The 17,362-nt window shown below is 66.2% G+C and carries 18 protein-coding genes; 10 read left to right on the forward strand and 8 right to left on the reverse strand.

Annotated features, from left to right (window positions below):
• Window positions 1–3: 3 nt before the first annotated feature.
• From PSEWESI4_RS10985 to dksA, 4 genes are all read right to left on the reverse strand, one after another.
• The gene (locus tag PSEWESI4_RS10985; protein WP_187671246.1) at window positions 4–2,976 is read right to left on the reverse strand and encodes a sensor histidine kinase; all 2,973 of its coding nucleotides are present in this window, start codon (window positions 2,974–2,976) and stop codon (window positions 4–6) included.
• A complete protein-coding gene (locus PSEWESI4_RS10990) occupies window positions 2,960–3,136 on the reverse strand; it encodes a hypothetical protein (protein WP_187671247.1) in 177 nt (58 codons plus the stop codon). The genes PSEWESI4_RS10985 and PSEWESI4_RS10990 overlap by 17 nt, the downstream gene beginning before the upstream one ends.
• 113 nt (window positions 3,137–3,249) lie before the next feature.
• A complete protein-coding gene (gene gluQRS, locus PSEWESI4_RS10995; RefSeq protein WP_187671248.1) occupies window positions 3,250–4,137 on the reverse strand; it encodes a tRNA glutamyl-Q(34) synthetase GluQRS in 888 nt (295 codons plus the stop codon).
• A gap of 49 nt (window positions 4,138–4,186) precedes the next feature.
• Complete coding sequence (dksA, locus tag PSEWESI4_RS11000; protein WP_187671249.1) at window positions 4,187–4,630, reverse strand: RNA polymerase-binding protein DksA; 444 nt, start codon at window positions 4,628–4,630, stop codon at window positions 4,187–4,189.
• A gap of 196 nt (window positions 4,631–4,826) precedes the next feature.
• Between dksA and PSEWESI4_RS11005 the strand changes: the two genes are divergently transcribed.
• The 5 genes from PSEWESI4_RS11005 to PSEWESI4_RS11025 all read left to right on the forward strand — a co-directional run bounded on the left by PSEWESI4_RS11005 (window position 4,827) and on the right by PSEWESI4_RS11025 (window position 9,635).
• Window positions 4,827–6,008, forward strand: a complete 1,182-nt coding sequence (locus tag PSEWESI4_RS11005) for a pyridoxal phosphate-dependent aminotransferase (RefSeq protein ID WP_187671250.1) — start codon at window positions 4,827–4,829, stop codon at window positions 6,006–6,008.
• On the forward strand, window positions 5,998–6,705 hold the full coding sequence (sfsA, locus tag PSEWESI4_RS11010) for a DNA/RNA nuclease SfsA (protein ID WP_187671251.1): 708 nt from the start codon (window positions 5,998–6,000) through the stop codon (window positions 6,703–6,705). Before PSEWESI4_RS11005 ends, sfsA begins: the two co-directional genes overlap by 11 nt.
• A 339-nt stretch (window positions 6,706–7,044) precedes the next feature.
• Window positions 7,045–8,487, forward strand: coding sequence for a cytochrome ubiquinol oxidase subunit I (locus PSEWESI4_RS11015; protein WP_187671252.1), 1,443 nt, complete (start codon window positions 7,045–7,047; stop codon window positions 8,485–8,487).
• A gap of 3 nt (window positions 8,488–8,490) precedes the next feature.
• Window positions 8,491–9,498 carry a cytochrome d ubiquinol oxidase subunit II gene (gene cydB / locus PSEWESI4_RS11020; RefSeq protein ID WP_187671253.1) on the forward strand — a complete coding sequence of 336 codons (1,008 nt, stop codon included), beginning with the start codon at window positions 8,491–8,493 and terminating at the stop codon, window positions 9,496–9,498.
• Window positions 9,498–9,635, forward strand: a complete 138-nt coding sequence (locus PSEWESI4_RS11025) for a DUF2474 domain-containing protein (RefSeq protein ID WP_187671254.1) — start codon at window positions 9,498–9,500, stop codon at window positions 9,633–9,635. The genes cydB and PSEWESI4_RS11025 overlap by 1 nt, the downstream gene beginning before the upstream one ends.
• A gap of 166 nt (window positions 9,636–9,801) precedes the next feature.
• Here the strand turns inward: PSEWESI4_RS11025 and PSEWESI4_RS11030 are convergent, their stop codons facing one another.
• Window positions 9,802–10,926: a methyltransferase gene (locus PSEWESI4_RS11030; protein WP_187671255.1), complete on the reverse strand. Its 1,125-nt coding sequence runs from the start codon at window positions 10,924–10,926 to the stop codon at window positions 9,802–9,804.
• A gap of 65 nt (window positions 10,927–10,991) precedes the next feature.
• Here PSEWESI4_RS11030 and PSEWESI4_RS11035 point away from each other — a divergent pair, with 65 nt between their 5' ends.
• Both PSEWESI4_RS11035 and PSEWESI4_RS11040 read left to right on the forward strand, forming a co-directional pair.
• Window positions 10,992–11,768, forward strand: a complete 777-nt coding sequence (locus PSEWESI4_RS11035; RefSeq protein WP_187671256.1) for a ferredoxin--NADP reductase — start codon at window positions 10,992–10,994, stop codon at window positions 11,766–11,768.
• Between the two features lie 251 nt (window positions 11,769–12,019).
• Window positions 12,020–13,573, forward strand: coding sequence for a TerC family protein (locus tag PSEWESI4_RS11040; protein ID WP_187671257.1), 1,554 nt, complete (start codon window positions 12,020–12,022; stop codon window positions 13,571–13,573).
• Between the two features lie 165 nt (window positions 13,574–13,738).
• Here PSEWESI4_RS11040 and mscL read toward each other — a convergent pair whose 3' ends face one another.
• On the reverse strand, window positions 13,739–14,149 hold the full coding sequence (gene mscL / locus PSEWESI4_RS11045; RefSeq protein ID WP_187671258.1) for a large-conductance mechanosensitive channel protein MscL: 411 nt from the start codon (window positions 14,147–14,149) through the stop codon (window positions 13,739–13,741).
• Window positions 14,150–14,322: 173 nt separating this feature from the next.
• On the opposite strand from mscL, the gene PSEWESI4_RS11050 reads away from it, so the two are divergent.
• The 3 genes from PSEWESI4_RS11050 (at window position 14,323) to radA (ending at window position 16,304) form a co-directional block, all read left to right on the forward strand.
• Entirely contained in the window at window positions 14,323–14,568 is a 246-nt protein-coding gene (locus tag PSEWESI4_RS11050) for a YdcH family protein (RefSeq protein ID WP_187671259.1), read from the forward strand.
• Between the two features lie 86 nt (window positions 14,569–14,654).
• Window positions 14,655–14,930, forward strand: a complete 276-nt coding sequence (locus PSEWESI4_RS11055; protein WP_187671260.1) for a DUF465 domain-containing protein — start codon at window positions 14,655–14,657, stop codon at window positions 14,928–14,930.
• A 12-nt stretch (window positions 14,931–14,942) separates the two neighbouring features.
• Window positions 14,943–16,304: a DNA repair protein RadA gene (gene radA, locus PSEWESI4_RS11060; RefSeq protein ID WP_187671261.1), complete on the forward strand. Its 1,362-nt coding sequence runs from the start codon at window positions 14,943–14,945 to the stop codon at window positions 16,302–16,304.
• Between the two features lie 106 nt (window positions 16,305–16,410).
• Here radA and PSEWESI4_RS11065 read toward each other — a convergent pair whose 3' ends face one another.
• Together PSEWESI4_RS11065 and PSEWESI4_RS11070 are read right to left on the reverse strand one after the other, a co-directional pair.
• On the reverse strand, window positions 16,411–16,776 hold the full coding sequence (locus PSEWESI4_RS11065) for a PilZ domain-containing protein (protein ID WP_187671262.1): 366 nt from the start codon (window positions 16,774–16,776) through the stop codon (window positions 16,411–16,413).
• Between the two features lie 26 nt (window positions 16,777–16,802).
• The gene (locus PSEWESI4_RS11070; RefSeq protein WP_187671263.1) at window positions 16,803–17,264 is read right to left on the reverse strand and encodes a methyltransferase family protein; all 462 of its coding nucleotides are present in this window, start codon (window positions 17,262–17,264) and stop codon (window positions 16,803–16,805) included.
• Window positions 17,265–17,362: the final 98 nt, after the last annotated feature.

A 17,362-nucleotide genomic window follows, 5' to 3' on the forward strand; every position in this document is an offset into this window, starting at 1 on the left:
AATTCAGCTCTCTCGACGATCTCTGGTCACTGCGGACGTCGTGTCGACATGGCGCGGCAGAGTCACCCGGATACGGGTGCCGCGCTGGTGCTCGGAATCGGCCGGGCTGTCGATGGTGATCTGCCCATAATGCTCTTCCACGATCGAATAGACCAGTGCGAGCCCCAGCCCGGTCCCCTTGCCTGGGTCCTTGGTGGTGAAAAACGGTTCGAACAGGCGGTCCACGATCGCCTTCGGAATGCCGCTGCCCTCGTCTTCGACGATGAGGTCGACGGTCTGTTCGGAGGCCTCGCTCCTGACCCTGATGGTGCCGCCGGGCGGCGAGGCGTCGCGAGCGTTCGAGAGCAGGTTGATGAGCACCTGGGCGAGTCGTTGCGGGTCGCCTTCGACCCAGTGGTCGGGGTCGCACAGGTTGAGGAACTGCACTTCGACGCTTTGCCGGTTGAGTGATAGCAGGGCGATGGCTTCGCGGGCGACTTCCGCCAGGCAGACCGGATATTCGGCCTGCTGGCGGCCACCGGCATGGGCGAAGCTCATCAGCGACTGGACGATGCGCGACACGCGCTTGGTCTGCTCGATGATCTGCGCGCTGATCTCACTGATCTCGCCATCGTCCTCGCGCTCCTCGCGCAGGTTCTGCGCCAGGCAGGCGATCCCGGTGATCGGGTTGCCGATCTCGTGGGCGACGCCGGCGGCCAGGCGGCCGATGCTGGCCAGGCGTTCGGAGTGGACCAGCTTGTCTTCCAGCATCTGCGTTTCGGTCAGGTCCTCGACCAGCAGCACCAGGCCGGTGTTGCCCGGCGCCAGCGGCTCGTCGATGGCGGCCTTGTGCAGGTTGAGCCAGCGGGTCTGGCCGTCGAGGGCCAGGCTCTGCTTGTGCAGGTGCTCGTCGGGCAGGTTGATGAAGCCTTCCAGCAGGCCCTTCCACGGCTCGGCGATGGTCGCCAGCCGCGAGCCGACCAGGCGCTGGGCGGGGATGCCGGTGAGCTCCTCCATGGCGCGGTTCCACATGAGGATTTCCTGGTCCTTGGCCAGCGAGCAGACGCCCATCGGCAGTTCCTGCAAGGTCTGCCGGTGATAGCGGCGCAGCGCGTCCAGCTCGGCGGCCAGGCCGGTGAGGCGCGAGTGGTAGTCCTCCAGCCGGCTCTCGATGAAGTGGATGTCCTCGGTGACGTAGCCTTCGCTGCCGCTCTTGTAGGGCAGGAAGGTCTCGACGATGTCCTGCGCCACGTTGGGGCCCATCAACCCGGAAAGGTTGGCTTCGAGGCGGTCGCGCAGGCGGCGCAGGGCGTAGGGGCGGTTCTCGTCGAACGGCAGGTGCAGGTCGCGCAGCGCCTGTTCCACCTCGCGCTGGGCGATCTTGGCGCCGAGCGGCTTGGCCAGTTGCGTGGCGAACTCCTGCGGCGAGGTGGCCTGCAACTCGCGGCGCTGCGGGCGGCGCACGTTGTCCACGGCGCAGGCTTCGGCGGCGCTCTGTTCCTCCGGGCTGGTCTCGCTGAACAGCGATACCAGGGTGAACACCAGCACGTTGGCGGCCAGCGAGGCGATCGCCGCCAGGTGCCAACTGGTGTCGTCGAGCACGTAGATGATGTCGAACAGCGGCAGGTAGATGCCCTGGATGTTGCCCAGCAGCGGCAGCAGCATGCTGACCAGCCACATGCCGATGCCGGTCAGCAGGCCGGCGATGAAGCCGCGCCGGTTGGCGGTCGGCCAGTACAGCACGGAGAGCACGCCGGGGAGGAACTGCAAGGTGGCGACGAAGGCGACGATGCCCAGGTTGGCGAGGTCCTGTTCGGCGCCGAGCAGCAGGTAGAAGCCGTAGCCGGCGGCGATGATGGCGATGATCAGGGCCCGGCGGGTCCATTTCAGCCAGCGATAGATGTTGCCTTCCGCCGGCGGCTGGTAGAGCGGCAGCACCAGGTGGTTGAGGGCCATGCCGGACAGCGCAAGGGTGGTGACGATGATCAGCCCGCTGGACGCCGACAGCCCGCCGACGTAGGCCAGCAGGGTCAGCGGCTGGTTGTTCACGGCGATGCCGACGCCGAGGGTGAAGTACTCGGGGTTGGTGGTGGCGCCGAGTTTCAGGCCGGCCCAGAGGATCAGCGGCACCGCCAGGCTGATCAGCAGCAGGTACAGCGGCAGCCCCCAACTGGCGCTGACCAGCGCGCGCGGGTTGAGGTTCTCGGTGAAGGCCATGTGGTACATGTGCGGCATGACGATGGCCGAGGCGAAGAACACCAGCAGCAGGGTGCGCCAGGGGCCCTCCTGCAGCGGCGTGTGCAGCGCGGCGAGGGCGCTCTGGTTGCTGAGCAGCCAGAGTTCCAGGCCCTGGGCGCCGCCGAACACTTCATAGAAGGCGTACAGGCCGATACCGCCGAGGGCCAGCAGCTTGACCACCGATTCGAAGGCGATGGCGAACACCAGCCCTTCGTGCTTCTCGCGGGTGGCGATGTGCCGGGCGCCGAACAGGATGGTGAAGAGGATGATCAACCCGCAGTAGCTCAGTGCCACCCGCTCGTGCACCGTCTCGCGGGTGAGGATGCTGATCGAGTCGGCGATCGCTTGCATCTGCAGGGCCAGCAGCGGCAGCACGCCGAGCAGCATGAAGATGGTGGTCAGCGCGCCGGCCCAGGTGCTGCGGAAGCGGAAGGCGAACAGGTCGGCCAGCGACGACAACTGGTAGGTGCGGGTGATGCGCAGGATCGGATAGAGCAGCACCGGCGCCAGCAGGAAGGCGCCGGACACGCCCAGGTAGCTGGCGAGGAAGCCGAAGCCGTACTGGTAGGCCATGCCGACCGTGCCGTAGAACGCCCAGGCGCTGGCGTAGACGCCGAGCGACAGGGTGTAGGTCAGCGGGTGGTAGATGATCCGGCGCGGCACCACGCCACGCTCGCTGAGCCAGGCGACACCGAACAGGGCGAACAGGTAGAGGGCGCTGATCAGGATCAGCTGCGTCAGGTTAAAGCTCGTCAGCATCGCGTTGGCTCTGCAGGATGAGGGTCACCACGATGAGAATCAGCCAGAGCAGGTAGGGCCGGTACCAGGCACCGCTCGGGTCGACCCACCAGTCCATGATGGCGGGGGAGAACAGGTAGATCCCCACCACCAGGAGCAGGACCAATCGATAGATGTACATGGCTGGCTACAAGCCTCAAGTGACAAGCCGCAAGTTATAAGCGTTGCCGTGGAGCTTGGCGAGTTTATGCTTCTAGCTTGCAGCTTGCAGCTTGCAGCTTGCAGCTTGCAGCTTCAGCGCAACTGCTCTTCGAGCAGCGTCCGGCTACGCGGGAGACGCATGGCATCCCAGTTGGCGATTCCCCACTCCAGCACCTGGCGTGGCGGCAGGTTTTCCAGGTCGCTGGGCGGCTCCTGGCCGAGCGTGCGCAGGGCGCGGGCCAGCAGCGGGCCGGCCTGGTCGGCGGGGAGCGGCGGCGAGCGATAGGATTTGCCGAGCTTGTGGCCGTCCGGCTGGATGATCAGCGGCACGTGCAGGTAGCGCGGCTGCGGCAGGCCGAGCAGTTCCTGCAGGTAGAGCTGGCGCGGGGTGGAGTCGAGCAGGTCGGCGCCGCGCACGATGTCGGTCACGCCCTGCCAGGCGTCGTCGAGCACCACGGCCAGTTGGTAGGCGTAGAGACCATCGCGGCGGCGGATCACGAAGTCGCCGACCTCACGGCCGAGGTGCTGGCGGAATTCGCCCTGCACGCGGTCGACGAAGCGGTACTCCAGCTCCGGCACGCGCAAACGGATCGCCGCGCCCTGTGGATCGTGCCGGGCGTCGCGGCAGGTGCCGGGGTAGATGCCGCCGTGGCTTTCGAGCTGCTTGCGCGAGCAGGTGCAGGCATAGGCCAGGCCCTGGCGCAGCAACTGGTCGATCACCTGCTGGTAGGCCCCGTGGCGGTCGCTCTGGCGGACCAGTTCGCCGTCCCATTCGAAGCCGTACTCCTCCAGGGTACGCAGGATGGCGTCCTGGGCTCCGGCGACCTCGCGCGGCGGATCGAGGTCTTCCATGCGCAGCAGCCAGCGGCCGCCGCAGGCGCGGGCGTCCAGGTAGGAGGCGAGGGCGGCGACCAGTGAGCCGAAGTGCAGGTAGCCGCTCGGCGTGGGGGCGAAGCGGCCGATGTAGGCGGGGGCGGTCATCGGCGGGAGGCTACAAATGAAGCGGGGCGCCTAGGCGCCCCGTGGTCGGTCAGGAACCGATCTGCTTTTCCTTGATTTCCGCCAGGGTCTTGCAGTCGATGCACAGGGTGGCGGTTGGGCGGGCTTCCAGGCGGCGGATACCGATTTCCACACCGCAGGATTCGCACCAGCCGTAATCGTTGTCTTCGATCAGTTGCAGGGTCTCGTCGATCTTCTTGATCAGCTTGCGCTCGCGGTCGCGGGCACGCAGCTCCAGGCTGAATTCCTCTTCCTGGCTGGCGCGATCGGCTGGATCGGGGAAGTTGGCCGCTTCGTCCTGCATGTGATGCACGGTCCGGTCGACCTCCTGCATCAGCTCCATCTTCCACTTGTTGAGGATGGCGGTGAAATGAGCACGCATCGCGTCGCTCATGTATTCCTCGCCTTTGGTTTCCTGATAAGGCTCGAAACCGCGGGTCAGTTGGCTGCTCTTTTCTTTTGCTTTGGTAGGCATGGATGACCGCCTCTTAATCTCTCTGATCCATTGCGCAGGATGATATCCATTGCCGTCATTGGTGCCGGCCCTGCGGCTGCAAGCGGGCGAACTTACCAGATCGATTCCGCCTGCGCTACTCCCGGTTGTCGAGCCTGCTACGGTTTGCCCGGTCGGTCGGATAGAATCCGCTGTTCTTTCATATAAAGGAAGGCCCATGGCCCATCCCTACAGTGCGCGCAGCCGCGCCATCGAACCTTTCCATGTCATGGCCCTGCTGGCGCGTGCCAACCAGTTGCAGGCCGAAGGTCACGATGTCATCCACCTGGAAATCGGCGAGCCGGATTTCACCACCGCCGAGCCCATCATCGCCGCCGGGCAGGCCGCGCTGGCCGCCGGGCATACCCGCTACACCGCCGCGCGCGGAGTACCGGCGCTGCGTGAGGCGATCGCCAGTTTCTACGCCGAACGTTACCGGTTAAGGATAGACCCCGAACGCATTCTGATTACCCCCGGCGGATCGGGGGCGTTGCTGCTGGCCTCCAGCCTGCTGGTCGACCCCGGCAAGCACTGGCTGCTGGCCGACCCGGGCTACCCGTGCAACCGCCATTTCCTGCGCCTGGTCGAGGGTGGCGCGCAACTGGTGCCGGTGGGTCCGGAGGAGCGTTACCAACTGACGCCGCAACTGGTCGAGCGGCACTGGGACGGCGACAGCGTCGGCGCGCTGGTGGCTTCGCCGGCCAATCCGACCGGCACCCTGCTGCACCGTGACGAGCTGGCTGCCCTGTCGGCGACGGTGAAAGGGCGCGGTGGCCATCTGGTGGTCGACGAGATCTACCATGGCCTGACCTACGGCGTGGACGCCAGCAGCGTGCTGGAGGTGGATGACGAAGCCTTCGTGCTGAACAGTTTTTCCAAGTATTTCGGCATGACCGGCTGGCGTCTCGGCTGGCTGGTGGCGCCGCCGCAGGCCGTCCCGGAACTGGAGAAGCTGGCGCAGAACCTCTACATCAGCGCGCCGAGCATGGCCCAGTACGCTGCGCTGGCCTGCTTCGAGCCGGCCACCCTGGCGATCCTCGAGGAGCGCCGCGCCGAGTTCGCCCGCCGCCGCGACTACCTGCTGCCGGCCCTGCGCGAGCTGGGCTTCGGCATCGCCGTGGAGCCGGAAGGTGCCTTCTACCTGTATGCGGACATCTCGGCCTTCGGCGGCGATGCCTTCGCCTTCTGCCGGCACTTCATCGAGACCGAGCATGTCGCCTTCACCCCCGGGGTGGATTTCGGGCGGCACCTGGCCAGCCGGCACGTGCGCTTCGCCTACACGCAGAGCCTGCCGCGCCTGGAGGAGGCGGTCGAACGCATCGCCCGTGGCCTGAAAAGCTGGAGGCCGGATGCGCTTTGAGCCGCCTCTGGAGGAAGGGCGCCTGCTGCAGCGCTACAAGCGTTTCCTCGCCGATATCGAGACGCCGGCCGGCGAGCGCCTGACCATCCACTGCCCGAACACCGGCTCGATGCTCAATTGCATGAGCCCGGGCGGGCGAGTCTGGTTCAGCCGCAGCAACGACCCGAAGCGCAAGCTACCCGGCACCTGGGAGTTGAGCGAGACGCCACAGGGCCGGTTGGCCTGCGTGAACACCGCGCGGGCCAATGCGCTGGTCGAGGAGGCCCTGCGCGCAGGAATGATCGGCGAACTGGCCGGCTTCACGGCGCTCAAGCGCGAAGTGGCCTATGGCGAGGAGCGCAGCCGCGCCGACTTCCGCCTGGACTACCCCGAAGGTCCGGCCTTCGTCGAAGTGAAGAGCGTCACCCTCGGCTTCGACGCCTCGCCGGTGGCGGCCTTTCCCGATGCGGTGACCGCTCGCGGCAGCAAGCACCTGCGCGAACTGGCTACGCTGGCCCGCCAGGGCGTGCGTGCCGTGCAACTGTACTGCGTGAACCTGAGCGGCATCACGGCGGTACGGCCGGCGGCGGAGATCGATCCGGCCTATGCCGCGGCCCTGCGCGAAGCCGTGGCGGCCGGCGTGGAAGTGCTGGCCTACGGCGCTGAGGTCAGCCCCCAGGAAATCCGCCTGACCCGGCGGCTGGAAGTGCACCTGTAGGAGCGAGCTCTGCTCGCGAATATCGGCCCCTCGAAAGCTTCGCGAGCAGTCTCCCTTCGCCTCTCCACAGCCCATTACCGAGCAGAGCCCGGGAGCGCTCCGTGTCCGTGACAATCGGTCACAGCGGCAATCGACCACAGCGGAAATGCCGCAATCCGGCGCTAGGATTCACCCATTGCTTGATCTGGATCAAAAAACCGTCTTGGTTTTTGCATCAAGCGCCTGGCCGCCGTGCCAGCTCCCATCGAAAAGAACAATTCCCCCTACTGCCATACTCCAACTAACCGTGGAGCCGCGGGCCACCGTCGAGCCCGCCTGCAACCTGAGCGAGGAACACCCATGTTCGGTTTGGAAGCCCTGGACCTGGCCCGAATACAGTTCGCTTTCACCATTTCCTTCCATATCGTCTTCCCGGCCATCACCATCGGGCTGGCCAGCTACCTGGCGGTGCTCGAAGGGCTGTGGCTGAAGACCGGCGAGGGGGTCTACCGCGATCTCTACCACTTCTGGTCGAAGATATTCGCCGTCAACTTCGGCATGGGCGTGGTCTCCGGGCTGGTCATGGCCTACCAGTTCGGCACCAACTGGAGCGCCTTCTCCGACTTCGCCGGCGCGGTCACCGGGCCGCTGCTGACCTACGAGGTGCTCACCGCGTTCTTCCTCGAGGCCGGCTTCCTCGGCGTCATGCTGTTTGGCTGGAACCGCGTCGGGCCGGGGCTGCACTTCTTTTCCACGGTGATGGTGGCGATCGGCACGCTGATCTCGACCTTCTGGATCCTTGCCTCCAATAGCTGGATGCAGACCCCGCAGGGCTTCGAGATCGTCGACGGCCGGGTGATCCCGGTGGACTGGCTGGCGGTGATCTTCAACCCGTCGTTCCCCTACCGCCTGGCGCACATGGCCACCGCCGCCTTCCTCGCCACCGCCTTCTTCGTCGGCGCCTCGGCGGCCTGGCACCTGCTGCGCGGCCGCGACAACCCGGCTCTGCGCAAGATGCTCTCGATGGCCATGTGGATGGCCCTGCTGGTGGCGCCGGTACAGGCCTTCATCGGCGACCTGCACGGGCTCAATACCCTGAAGCACCAGCCGGCGAAGATCGCCGCGATGGAGGGGCACTGGGACAACAGCAGCGGCGAGCCGACCCCGCTGATCCTGTTCGGCTGGCCGGACATGGAGCGCGAGGAGACCCGCTTCAAGCTGGAGATTCCCTACCTCGGCAGCCTGATCCTCACCCACAGCCTGGACGAGCAGGTGCCGGCGCTGAAGGAGTTCGCTCCCGAAGACCGGCCCAATTCGCTCATCGTGTTCTGGTCGTTCCGCATCATGGTGGCGCTCGGCCTGCTGATGATCCTCACCGGTGTCTGGAGCCTGTGGCTGCGCTGGCGCGACCGGCTGTTCAGCAGCCGGCCGTTCCTTCACCTGGTGTTGTGGATGGGGCCGTCGGGGCTGATCGCCATCCTCGCCGGCTGGTTCACCACCGAGGTCGGCCGCCAGCCCTGGGTGGTCTACGGCCTGATGCGCACCGCCGACGCGGTGTCCAACCACGGCGTGACGCAGATGAGCGTGACCCTGGCGTTGTTCGTGGTGGTGTACTTCGTGCTGTTCGGCATCGGTATCAGCTACATGCTGCGCCTGGTGCGCAAGGGCCCGGTCACCGACGAAGGCCAGCGGGCCGGCTCCGGCGGCCCCGGCCAGCGGCGCACGCCGGCGCGGCCGCTGTCGGCCTCGGAGGAGGGTATGGACGATGACGACGCCAGCAATGGCCTGGATGCGAGGAGCTGAGCCATGGGTATCGATCTTTCCCTGATCTGGGCGGTGATCATCATCTTCGGGGTGATGATGTACGTGGTGATGGACGGCTTCGACCTGGGCATCGGCATCCTCTTCCCGTTCGTCAAGGACAAGTCCGAGCGCGACGTGATGATGAACACCGTGGCGCCGGTCTGGGACGGCAACGAGACCTGGCTGGTGCTTGGCGGCGCTGGCCTGTTCGCGGCTTTCCCGATGGCCTACGCGGTGGTGCTGTCGGCGCTCTACCTGCCGATCATCCTGATGCTCATCGGCTTGATCTTCCGGGGCGTGGCCTTCGAGTTCCGCTTCAAGGCCAAGCCCAGCAAGCGTCACTGGTGGGACAAGGCGTTCATCGGCGGCTCGCTGGCGGCGACCTTCTTCCAGGGCGTGACCCTGGGCGCCTTCATCAACGGCATCCCGGTGGAGAACCGCGTCTATGTCGGCGGCGCGCTGGACTGGCTGACGCCTTTCTCGGTGTTCTGCGGCCTGGCGCTGATCGCCGCCTACGCGCTGCTCGGCTGCACCTGGCTGATCATGAAGACCGAAGGCCGTCTGCAACAGCAGATGCACGATCTCGGCACGCCGCTGGTCTGGGTGGTGCTGCTGGTCACCGGCATCGTCAGCATCTGGACGCCGCTGGCCCACGAGGAGATCGCCCGGCGCTGGTTCAGCCTGCCCAACCTGTTCTGGTTCCTGCCGGTGCCGCTGCTGGTGCTGCTGTGCACCTACGCGTTGCTGCGGGCGATCCAGCGCAATGCCCACTACGCACCGTTCGTGCTCACCCTGGTGCTGATCTTCCTCGGCTACAGCGGCCTGGGGATCAGCCTGTGGCCGAACATCATCCCGCCTTCCGTGAGCATCTGGGCCGCCGCCGCCCCGCCGCAGAGCCAGGGCTTCACGCTGGTCGGCGCGCTGTTCATCATTCCGTTCATCCTCATGTACACCGCCTGGAGCTACTACGTGTTCCGCGGCAAGGTGACGCCGGACCAGGGGTACCACTGATGGACGTACAGGAACGCAAACCGTTGTGGCAGCGCCTGGCCTGGCTGCTGGCGATCTGGACCGCCAGCGTGCTGGTGCTTGGCGGGGTGGCCTGGTTGTTGAGGCAGGTGATGAATGCGGCGGGGCTGTCCACGTAGCCCGGATTCAATCCGGGGAGACGGCCGCAAGACCCTCTCCCCCGGCCCCCTCTCCCGTAAACGGGAGAGGGGTGACTCGCGCCTGGAACTCCGTGCATTCCGGCAAGTACCTGGTTTCAGACTAACTTCGGACAGCCCCCTCTCCCATTCATGGGAGAGGGGAAAGCTACTTCCGCGCCCTGAGCACCACGAACTTGGGATTCGCCGCCACCTGCTCGACGCCCCGGAACAGCCGCTTGAGCTTGGCGTGGTAGCCGAGGTGGCGGTTGCCGACTATCCACAACTCGCCACCGGTGACCAGCGCCGCGCGGGCCTGCTGGAACATGCGCCAGGCGAGGAAGTCGCCGACCACCTGCTGCTGGTGGAACGGCGGGTTGCACAGCACCACGTCGAGCGAATCCACCGGCTGCCCGGCCAGGCCGTCGGCGGCGTGGATATCCACAGGCCGTTCGCCGAGCGCCGCCCGCCAGTTCTCCGCAGCCGACTGCACGGCCATGTAGGATTCGTCCACCAGGGTCAGCCGCGCCTCGGGATTGGTCAGCGCGCAGGCGATGCCGAGCACGCCGTTGCCGCAGCCGAGGTCCGCCACCCGTGCATTGCCCAGGTGGGTCGGCAGGTGCGGCAGGAAGGCGCGGGTGCCGATGTCCAGCCCTTCGCGGCAGAACACGTTGGCGTGGTTGACCAGCTCCAGCGCCGGTCGATCCAGCCGGTAGCGGGTGGGGTAGGGCGACACCGGCGTTGGCCTGTCCTCGGGCGTGGCGAACAGCAGGCGCGCCTTCTTCACCGCCAGCGAGGCCTGTACCGGGCCGACGTACTTTTCCAGCAGGTCGCCGGCGGCGCGTGGCAGGTGCTTGACCATCGACCCGGCGATCACCCGCGCGCCGGGTGCCAGATGGCCGTGCAGGCGGATCAGTTGTTCCTCCAGCAGCGCCAGGGTCTTCGGCACGCGGATCAGCACCACCTCGAACGGCCCCTCGGGCGTGGCGCTGGCCGGCACGAACCCCACGCCGTCGGTGGACAGGCCATTGCGCGCCAGGTTCTTTTGCAGCGCGATGAAGCCCAGGTGGGAGTCGCCGCTGCTGGTCACTCGCGCATGAGAGGCCAGTGCGCAGGCCAGGGCGCCGAAGCCGTCGTTGAGCACCAGTACCTGTGCATCGCGCTCCAGGCCCTGCTCGTGCAGATGGGCGAGCAGGTACTCGTCGGCGGCGTCGAAGGCCTGCAGCGGGTCGTCGCGCTGCTCGGGTTGGCGGAGCAGATCGAGGCTGGCAAAAGGCGTAACGAATATAGGCATAAGAACTGACGGTGTTTCCCGGCGCGTATTTGCGCGAGACTGGAGCGGCAAAGAGGAGCGCAAGTATGACCGCCAGCGAAGAGAAGTTCACCCGTCAGACCGTCTACGATATCCGCACGCTGACCCCCAGCCTGTTCACCTTCCGCGCCAGCCGCGACGCCGGTTTCCGCTTCCGCGCCGGGCAGTTTGCCCGCCTGGGTGTGCGCAAACCGAGCGGTTGCGTGGTCTGGCGTGCCTATTCGATGGTGTCTTCGCCCTACGACGAATTCCTCGAGTTCTTCTCCATCGTGGTGCCCGGCGGCGAGTTCACCAGCGAGCTTTCCCGCCTGCGCGAAGGCGACACCCTGCTGGTGGACAAGCAGGCCTTCGGCTTCCTGACCCTCGACCGTTTCCCCGACGGCCGCGACCTCTGGCTGCTCGGCACCGGTACCGGGCTGGCGCCCTTCCTGTCGATCCTCCAGGATTTCGAGGCCTGGGAGCGCTTCGAGCGCATCGTGCTGGTCTACAGCGTGCGCGAGGCGCGCGAGCTGGCCTACCAGGAGCTGATCGCCGGGCTGAAGGAGCGCGACTACCTGGCCGAATACGCCCACAAGCTGCAATACATCCCGGTGGTGACCCGCGAGGCGTATCCCGGCGCGCTGAACCAGCGCATCACCACGCTGATCGAGAACGGCGAGCTGGAACGCGCCGCCGGTCTGGAGCTGGATCCGGCCCATTCGCGGATCATGCTGTGCGGCAACCCGCAGATGATCGAGGACACCCGCGCGGTGCTGAAAACGCGCGGCATGAGCCTGGCGCTGACCCGCAAGCCGGGGCAGATCGCGGTGGAAAACTACTGGTAGGACATGATTGGAAAAGATTGCCGGCTTAATCCGGCCGGCGATCTGTCCTAGGATGGCCGTCCCTTTGTCATTAGCAAGACCTTGATGGACAGCGACAGTAGCAAGCCACCCCCGGTGGCCCCCACATCGACCGGCGCCCATGCGCGCCATCTCCCGCAAGTTCCCTTCCTCCGCATGCAGACCCGCCTGTGCCGCCCTTCGGGCGTTCGCGCAGCGTCGTCCCGTGCCCGTCTATTGCCTGAGAGGGCCTGATGTTTTTCGAATGGATGGCCGACCCGACGGCCTGGCTGGGTCTGCTGACCCTGATCGTCCTGGAATTGGTGCTGGGTATCGACAACCTGGTGTTCATCGCCATTCTCGCCGACAAGCTGCCGCCCCATCAGCGCGACCGCGCCCGGCAGATCGGCCTGGGCCTGGCGCTGCTGATGCGCCTGGGCCTGCTGGCCAGCATTTCCTGGCTGGTGACCCTCACCGAGCCGCTGTTCGAGCTGTTCGGCAAGAGCTTCTCGGGCCGCGACCTGATCATGCTGTTCGGTGGCCTGTTCCTGCTGTTCAAGGCCACCATGGAACTGCATGAGCGCCTGGAGGGCCGCGTCCATCGCCAGGGCGGTTCGCGTACCTACGCGCTGTTCTGGCCGGTGGTCGCGCAGATCGTGGTGCTCGACGCGGTGTTCTCCCTCGACGCGGTGATCACCGCCGTGGGCATGGTCGAGCACCTGGAAGTGATGATGATCGCGGTGGTCATCTCCATCGGCCTGATGATCGTCGCCAGCAAGCCGCTGACCGCCTTCGTCAACGCCCATCCCACGGTGATCATGCTGTGCCTGGGCTTCCTGATGATGATCGGTTTCAGCCTGACCGCCGAGGGCCTGGGCTTCCACATCCCGAAAGGCTACCTGTACGCGGCGATCGGCTTCTCCATCCTCATCGAGCTGGCCAACCAACTGGTGCGCTGGAAGCGCCAGCGCCAGTTGCAGAACGGCCGTGGCCTGCGCGAGCGCACCGCCCATGCGGTGATGCGCCTGCTCGGCGGCAAGGTGGAGGCCGACGAAGTGGGTGACGAGATTGCCGACATGCTCGGCGACGGCGGCGAGGCGGCGCTGTTCGACCGTCGCGAGCGGGTGATGATCAGCGGCGTGCTGAACCTCGCCGAACAGTCGATCCGCACCGTGATGACCAATCGCATGGAGGTCGACCACATCGACCTGGACGCCGACCCGGAGCAGGTCCAGCGCGCGCTGCTGGAGTCGCCGTACTCGCGCCTGCTGGTGATCCGCGCCGGCCAGGAGGACGAGCCGCTGGGCTACATCCACAAGAAGGAACTGCTCAAGGCCGTGCTGGAGGGTGGCCGGCCGGACATCGAGAGCCTGCTGCGCACGCCGCCGAACCTGCCGGACAGCAGCTCGGTGCTGGGCGCCCTGGAGCAGATGCGCCAGGCGTCCACCCATGTGGCTTTCGTGGTCAACGAATTCGGTGGCTTCGAGGGCCTGCTGACCCTGACCGACATCCTCGAGGCGATTGCCGGCGAACTGCCGGACGCCAGCGAAGTGGACGGCCCGGACATCGTCGCGGTGGATGATGGCTACCAGGTCAGCGGCGCGGTCAACCTGGCGGTGCTGCGCGAGCGCATCGGCTTTCGGGCGCAACCCACCGAGGACTACCAGACGCTTGCCGGCCTGGCCATGAGCCTGCTGGACCGCCTGCCGCTGATCGGCGATCACATCGACTACGCCGGCTGGCGGCTGAGCGTCACCGAGGTCAAGGATCGCCGGGTGGTGAGGTTGTTGCTCAGGCCGGCTGAGTGAGTGGGAGGCGCGCGAAGGGATTCTTGCAACCCACGGCCTGCCCGGCGCCTCGCGGACAGAACCCTCTGCCTCCGGGAGAGGGGGCAGGTCGGGGCTGCTGGCCGGACCGCCGCGCGAGCATGCCGCGTGGCTGCTGACAGACCGGCATCAGCGCCCCGTCCGAAATCACCTACCCTGCTGCGCCTTGAGCAGGTCGCGGATCTCGCCCAGCAGTTCCTGGTCCTTGGTCGGCGCCGGCGGCTCTTCCGGAGCGGCGGCTTCTTCGCGCTTGAGCTTGTTCAGTGCCTTGATGCCGATGAAGATGGCGAAGGCGACGATGGTGAAGTCGATCACCGTCTGGATGAACTTGCCGTAGCTCAGCACCACCGCCGGTATGTCGCCTTCGGCCGCCTTGAGGGTGATGGCCAGGTCGGAGAAGTCCACGCCGCCGATCAGGATGCCCAGCGGCGGCATGATCACGTCGCCGACGAAGGACGAGACGATCTTGCCGAACGCCGCGCCGATGATGATCCCCACCGCCATATCGACGACATTGCCCTTGACCGCGAAGGCCTTGAACTCGCTGAGCAGACTCATGGTTTGACTCCCTGTGTTTTGAGTTAGGTGAACGCAGTGTAATCCAGTCATGGAGCACTTGCGGAGCGGTGTGGCCCGTGCTTGAGGGGGTAGTGTGGATTTCGTCGGTCCGCCCGTCCCTTGGCCCGAGGCTGGTCTAGCCTGTAAGGACTATCGTTCAGGAGGATCGACCAATGCCGCTCGAACACCATCCGTTGCACCGTGAATTCCCTCAATATCAAAGCCAACTGCGCTCCTTGTTGCAGAACGATGCGCACTTTTCCCGTCTGGCCGAGGAATACCAGGCCGTGGACCAGCAGGTCTACGACGCCGAGGACGGCCGCCAACCGCTCGACGACCTGGCGCTGCAGGGGCTGAAACTGCAGCGCGTAGCCCTCAAGGACCAGATCGCTCGACTCTTGCAGCAGGCGGGGGGATAGCCCCGCTCTTGACCAGGGTCAAGCGAGGGAGCGGCATATGGGTCTAGGCTGACCAGCATTCGAAACCTCCAGTTGGAGCCTCTTCCATGGCCTATAACCTCCGCTCCCTCGGCAGCCCCGATCGGTCCATCAGCCGGCAACATGAGCGCCTGGCGCGCCTGCAACAGCAGTACGAGTCGGTCGACAAGCGTATCTTTCGTGTCGAGAACGGCATCGAGCCCCTGGAAAATCTCAGCCTGACAGCCCTCAAGATGCACCGTAGCGGCCTGCGCGAGGACATCCTGCGCCTGCGCGACCGCCTGCAAGGCATGCGTCCGGCCGTCAACCCTGCCAGCACTGGTATGATGCGCGCTTTCCCCTGATGGAGAGCTTGCATGGCCAAGGCCAAGCGCATCTATGGCTGCACGGAGTGCGGCGCGACCTTTCCCAAGTGGGCCGGACAATGCGCTGATTGCGGGGCCTGGAACACCCTGGTGGAGACCGTCGACCCCGGTACCGGCGCGAGCGACACGCGCGGCGGCTGGGTTGGCCAGCAGGCGCAGATCAAGACCCTGGCGGAAGTCAGCGTCGAGGAAATGCCGCGTTTCTCCACCGCGTCCGCGGAACTCGACCGAGTGCTCGGCGGCGGCCTGGTGGACGGCTCCGTGGTGCTGATCGGTGGCGATCCGGGCATCGGCAAGTCGACCATCCTGCTGCAGACCCTGTGCAACATCGCCCAGCGCTTCCCGGCGCTCTACGTCACCGGCGAGGAGTCCCAGCAGCAGGTGGCCATGCGTGCCCGCCGCCTGGGCCTGCCGGAGGACAAGCTGAAGGTGATGACCGAGACCTGCATCGAGGCCATCATCGCCACCGCTCGCCGCGAACAGCCCAAGGTCATGGTCATCGACTCGATCCAGACCATCTTCACCGAACAGTTGCAGTCCGCGCCCGGCGGCGTCGCCCAGGTGCGCGAGAGCGCGGCGTTGCTGGTGCGTCATGCCAAGCAGAGCGGCACGGCGATCTTCCTGGTCGGCCACGTCACCAAGGAAGGCGCGCTGGCCGGACCTCGCGTGCTCGAGCACATGGTCGACACCGTGCTGTATTTCGAGGGCGAATCCGACGGCCGCCTGCGCCTGCTGCGGGCGGTGAAGAACCGCTTCGGGGCGATCAACGAGCTGGGCGTGTTCGGCATGACCGATCGCGGCCTCAAGGAAGTCTCCAACCCGTCGGCGATCTTCCTCACCCGCGCCCAGGCGGAAGTGCCCGGCAGCGTGGTGATGGCCACCTGGGAGGGCACGCGGCCGATGCTGGTGGAAGTGCAGGCGCTGGTGGACACCAGCCACCTGGCCAACCCGCGCCGCGTCACCCTGGGCCTCGACCAGAACCGCCTGGCCATGCTGCTCGCCGTGCTGCACCGCCATGGCGGCATTCCCACCCATGACCAGGACGTGTTCCTCAACGTGGTCGGCGGCGTCAAGGTGCTGGAGACCGCCTCGGACCTGGCGTTGATGGCGGCGGTGATGTCCAGCCTGCGCAACCGTCCGTTGCCCCACGACCTGCTGGTGTTCGGCGAGGTCGGCCTGTCCGGCGAAGTCCGCCCGGTGCCGAGCGGCCAGGAGCGCCTCAAGGAAGCAGCCAAGCACGGCTTCAAACGCGCCATCGTACCCAAGGGCAACGCCCCGAAGGAGGCCCCGGCCGGGTTGCAGGTGGTCGCGGTGACGCGCCTGGAGCAGGCGCTGGATGCGTTGTTCGAATAGCGGGGAGGTGCTGAAGGCCGGACCGCTTTGGGTAGGAGCGAACTCCGCTCGCGATCCTCGGCACCGCAAACGCTTCGCGAGCAGAGCTCGCTCCTACAGCAGACGGCTATTGCCCCAGCGCAGTCAGGTCGCGCTCCAGCAGTTCCTCGTCGCCGAGGTTGAGCTCCACCAGGCGGCGCAGGTGGCTGATCGAGTCGAGGTCGATGTGCCGGCATTCGAAGCCCAGCAGGTCGTCCTGGCTGCGGGTCAGCACGGCCTCCATGGTCACCTCGATATCCTCGGACAGGCGAATGCTTGCCATGAAGGGCCGTCCGGCATCGCCGTCCCAGCCCTGCGGGCGCTCCACCAGCAATCCCTTGAGCGACAGGTCGTGCAGGACCACCGGCCAGCGCCGGCTATCCTGGCTGATCTCGGTGCTGGCGTCGAACGCCACGCGGTGGAAGCGCCGCCGCTCGTGTTGGGGATCGCTCATCTAAGTGCTCCTCGCTGTTTCATCCACTATAGCCAGCGCCGCACGCGAGCACGGTAGCGTCGGTAGCTGTCGCCGAACTGGCGCTCCAGCACGACTTCCTCGGGAACGATCACGCCGAGGGTCATGGTCAGGATCAGCAGCGGCAGGAGTATCCACGGCCACCAACTGTGTATCAGCAGGGCGATGCCGCCGTAGATCAGGTTGAAACCCAGGTAGATCGGATTGCGCGAGTAGCGGAACGGGCCGCTCTCCAGCAGGTGCCTGGGCTTCTTGTAGGGGTTGATGGTGGTCTTGTGCTGGGCCATCGCCAGGGCCGACCAGGCGGACAGCAGGATGCCCGCGTCGATCAGTCCCCAGCCGAGGTAGATGGTCCAGTTGTTCTCGGGGAGTGGCAGCGGCAGCAGATAGGTGAGCCCCCAGGCGACACCGATGAAGATCAGGTAGATCAGCGGGGGAGCGAGGATGATACGGCCGTTGCGGGTGGACATGATGCCTCCTGGCGGAAACTCGGACTTCAGTGTAGCGACATTGTCGCCGGTGGTTTGACAGCTTCGGAAGTGTCGCCAAAGCTCCTAGAGCAGTTTTA

The organism is Zestomonas carbonaria (assembly GCF_904061905.1).
GTDB lineage: Bacteria > Pseudomonadota > Gammaproteobacteria > Pseudomonadales > Pseudomonadaceae > Aquipseudomonas > Aquipseudomonas carbonaria.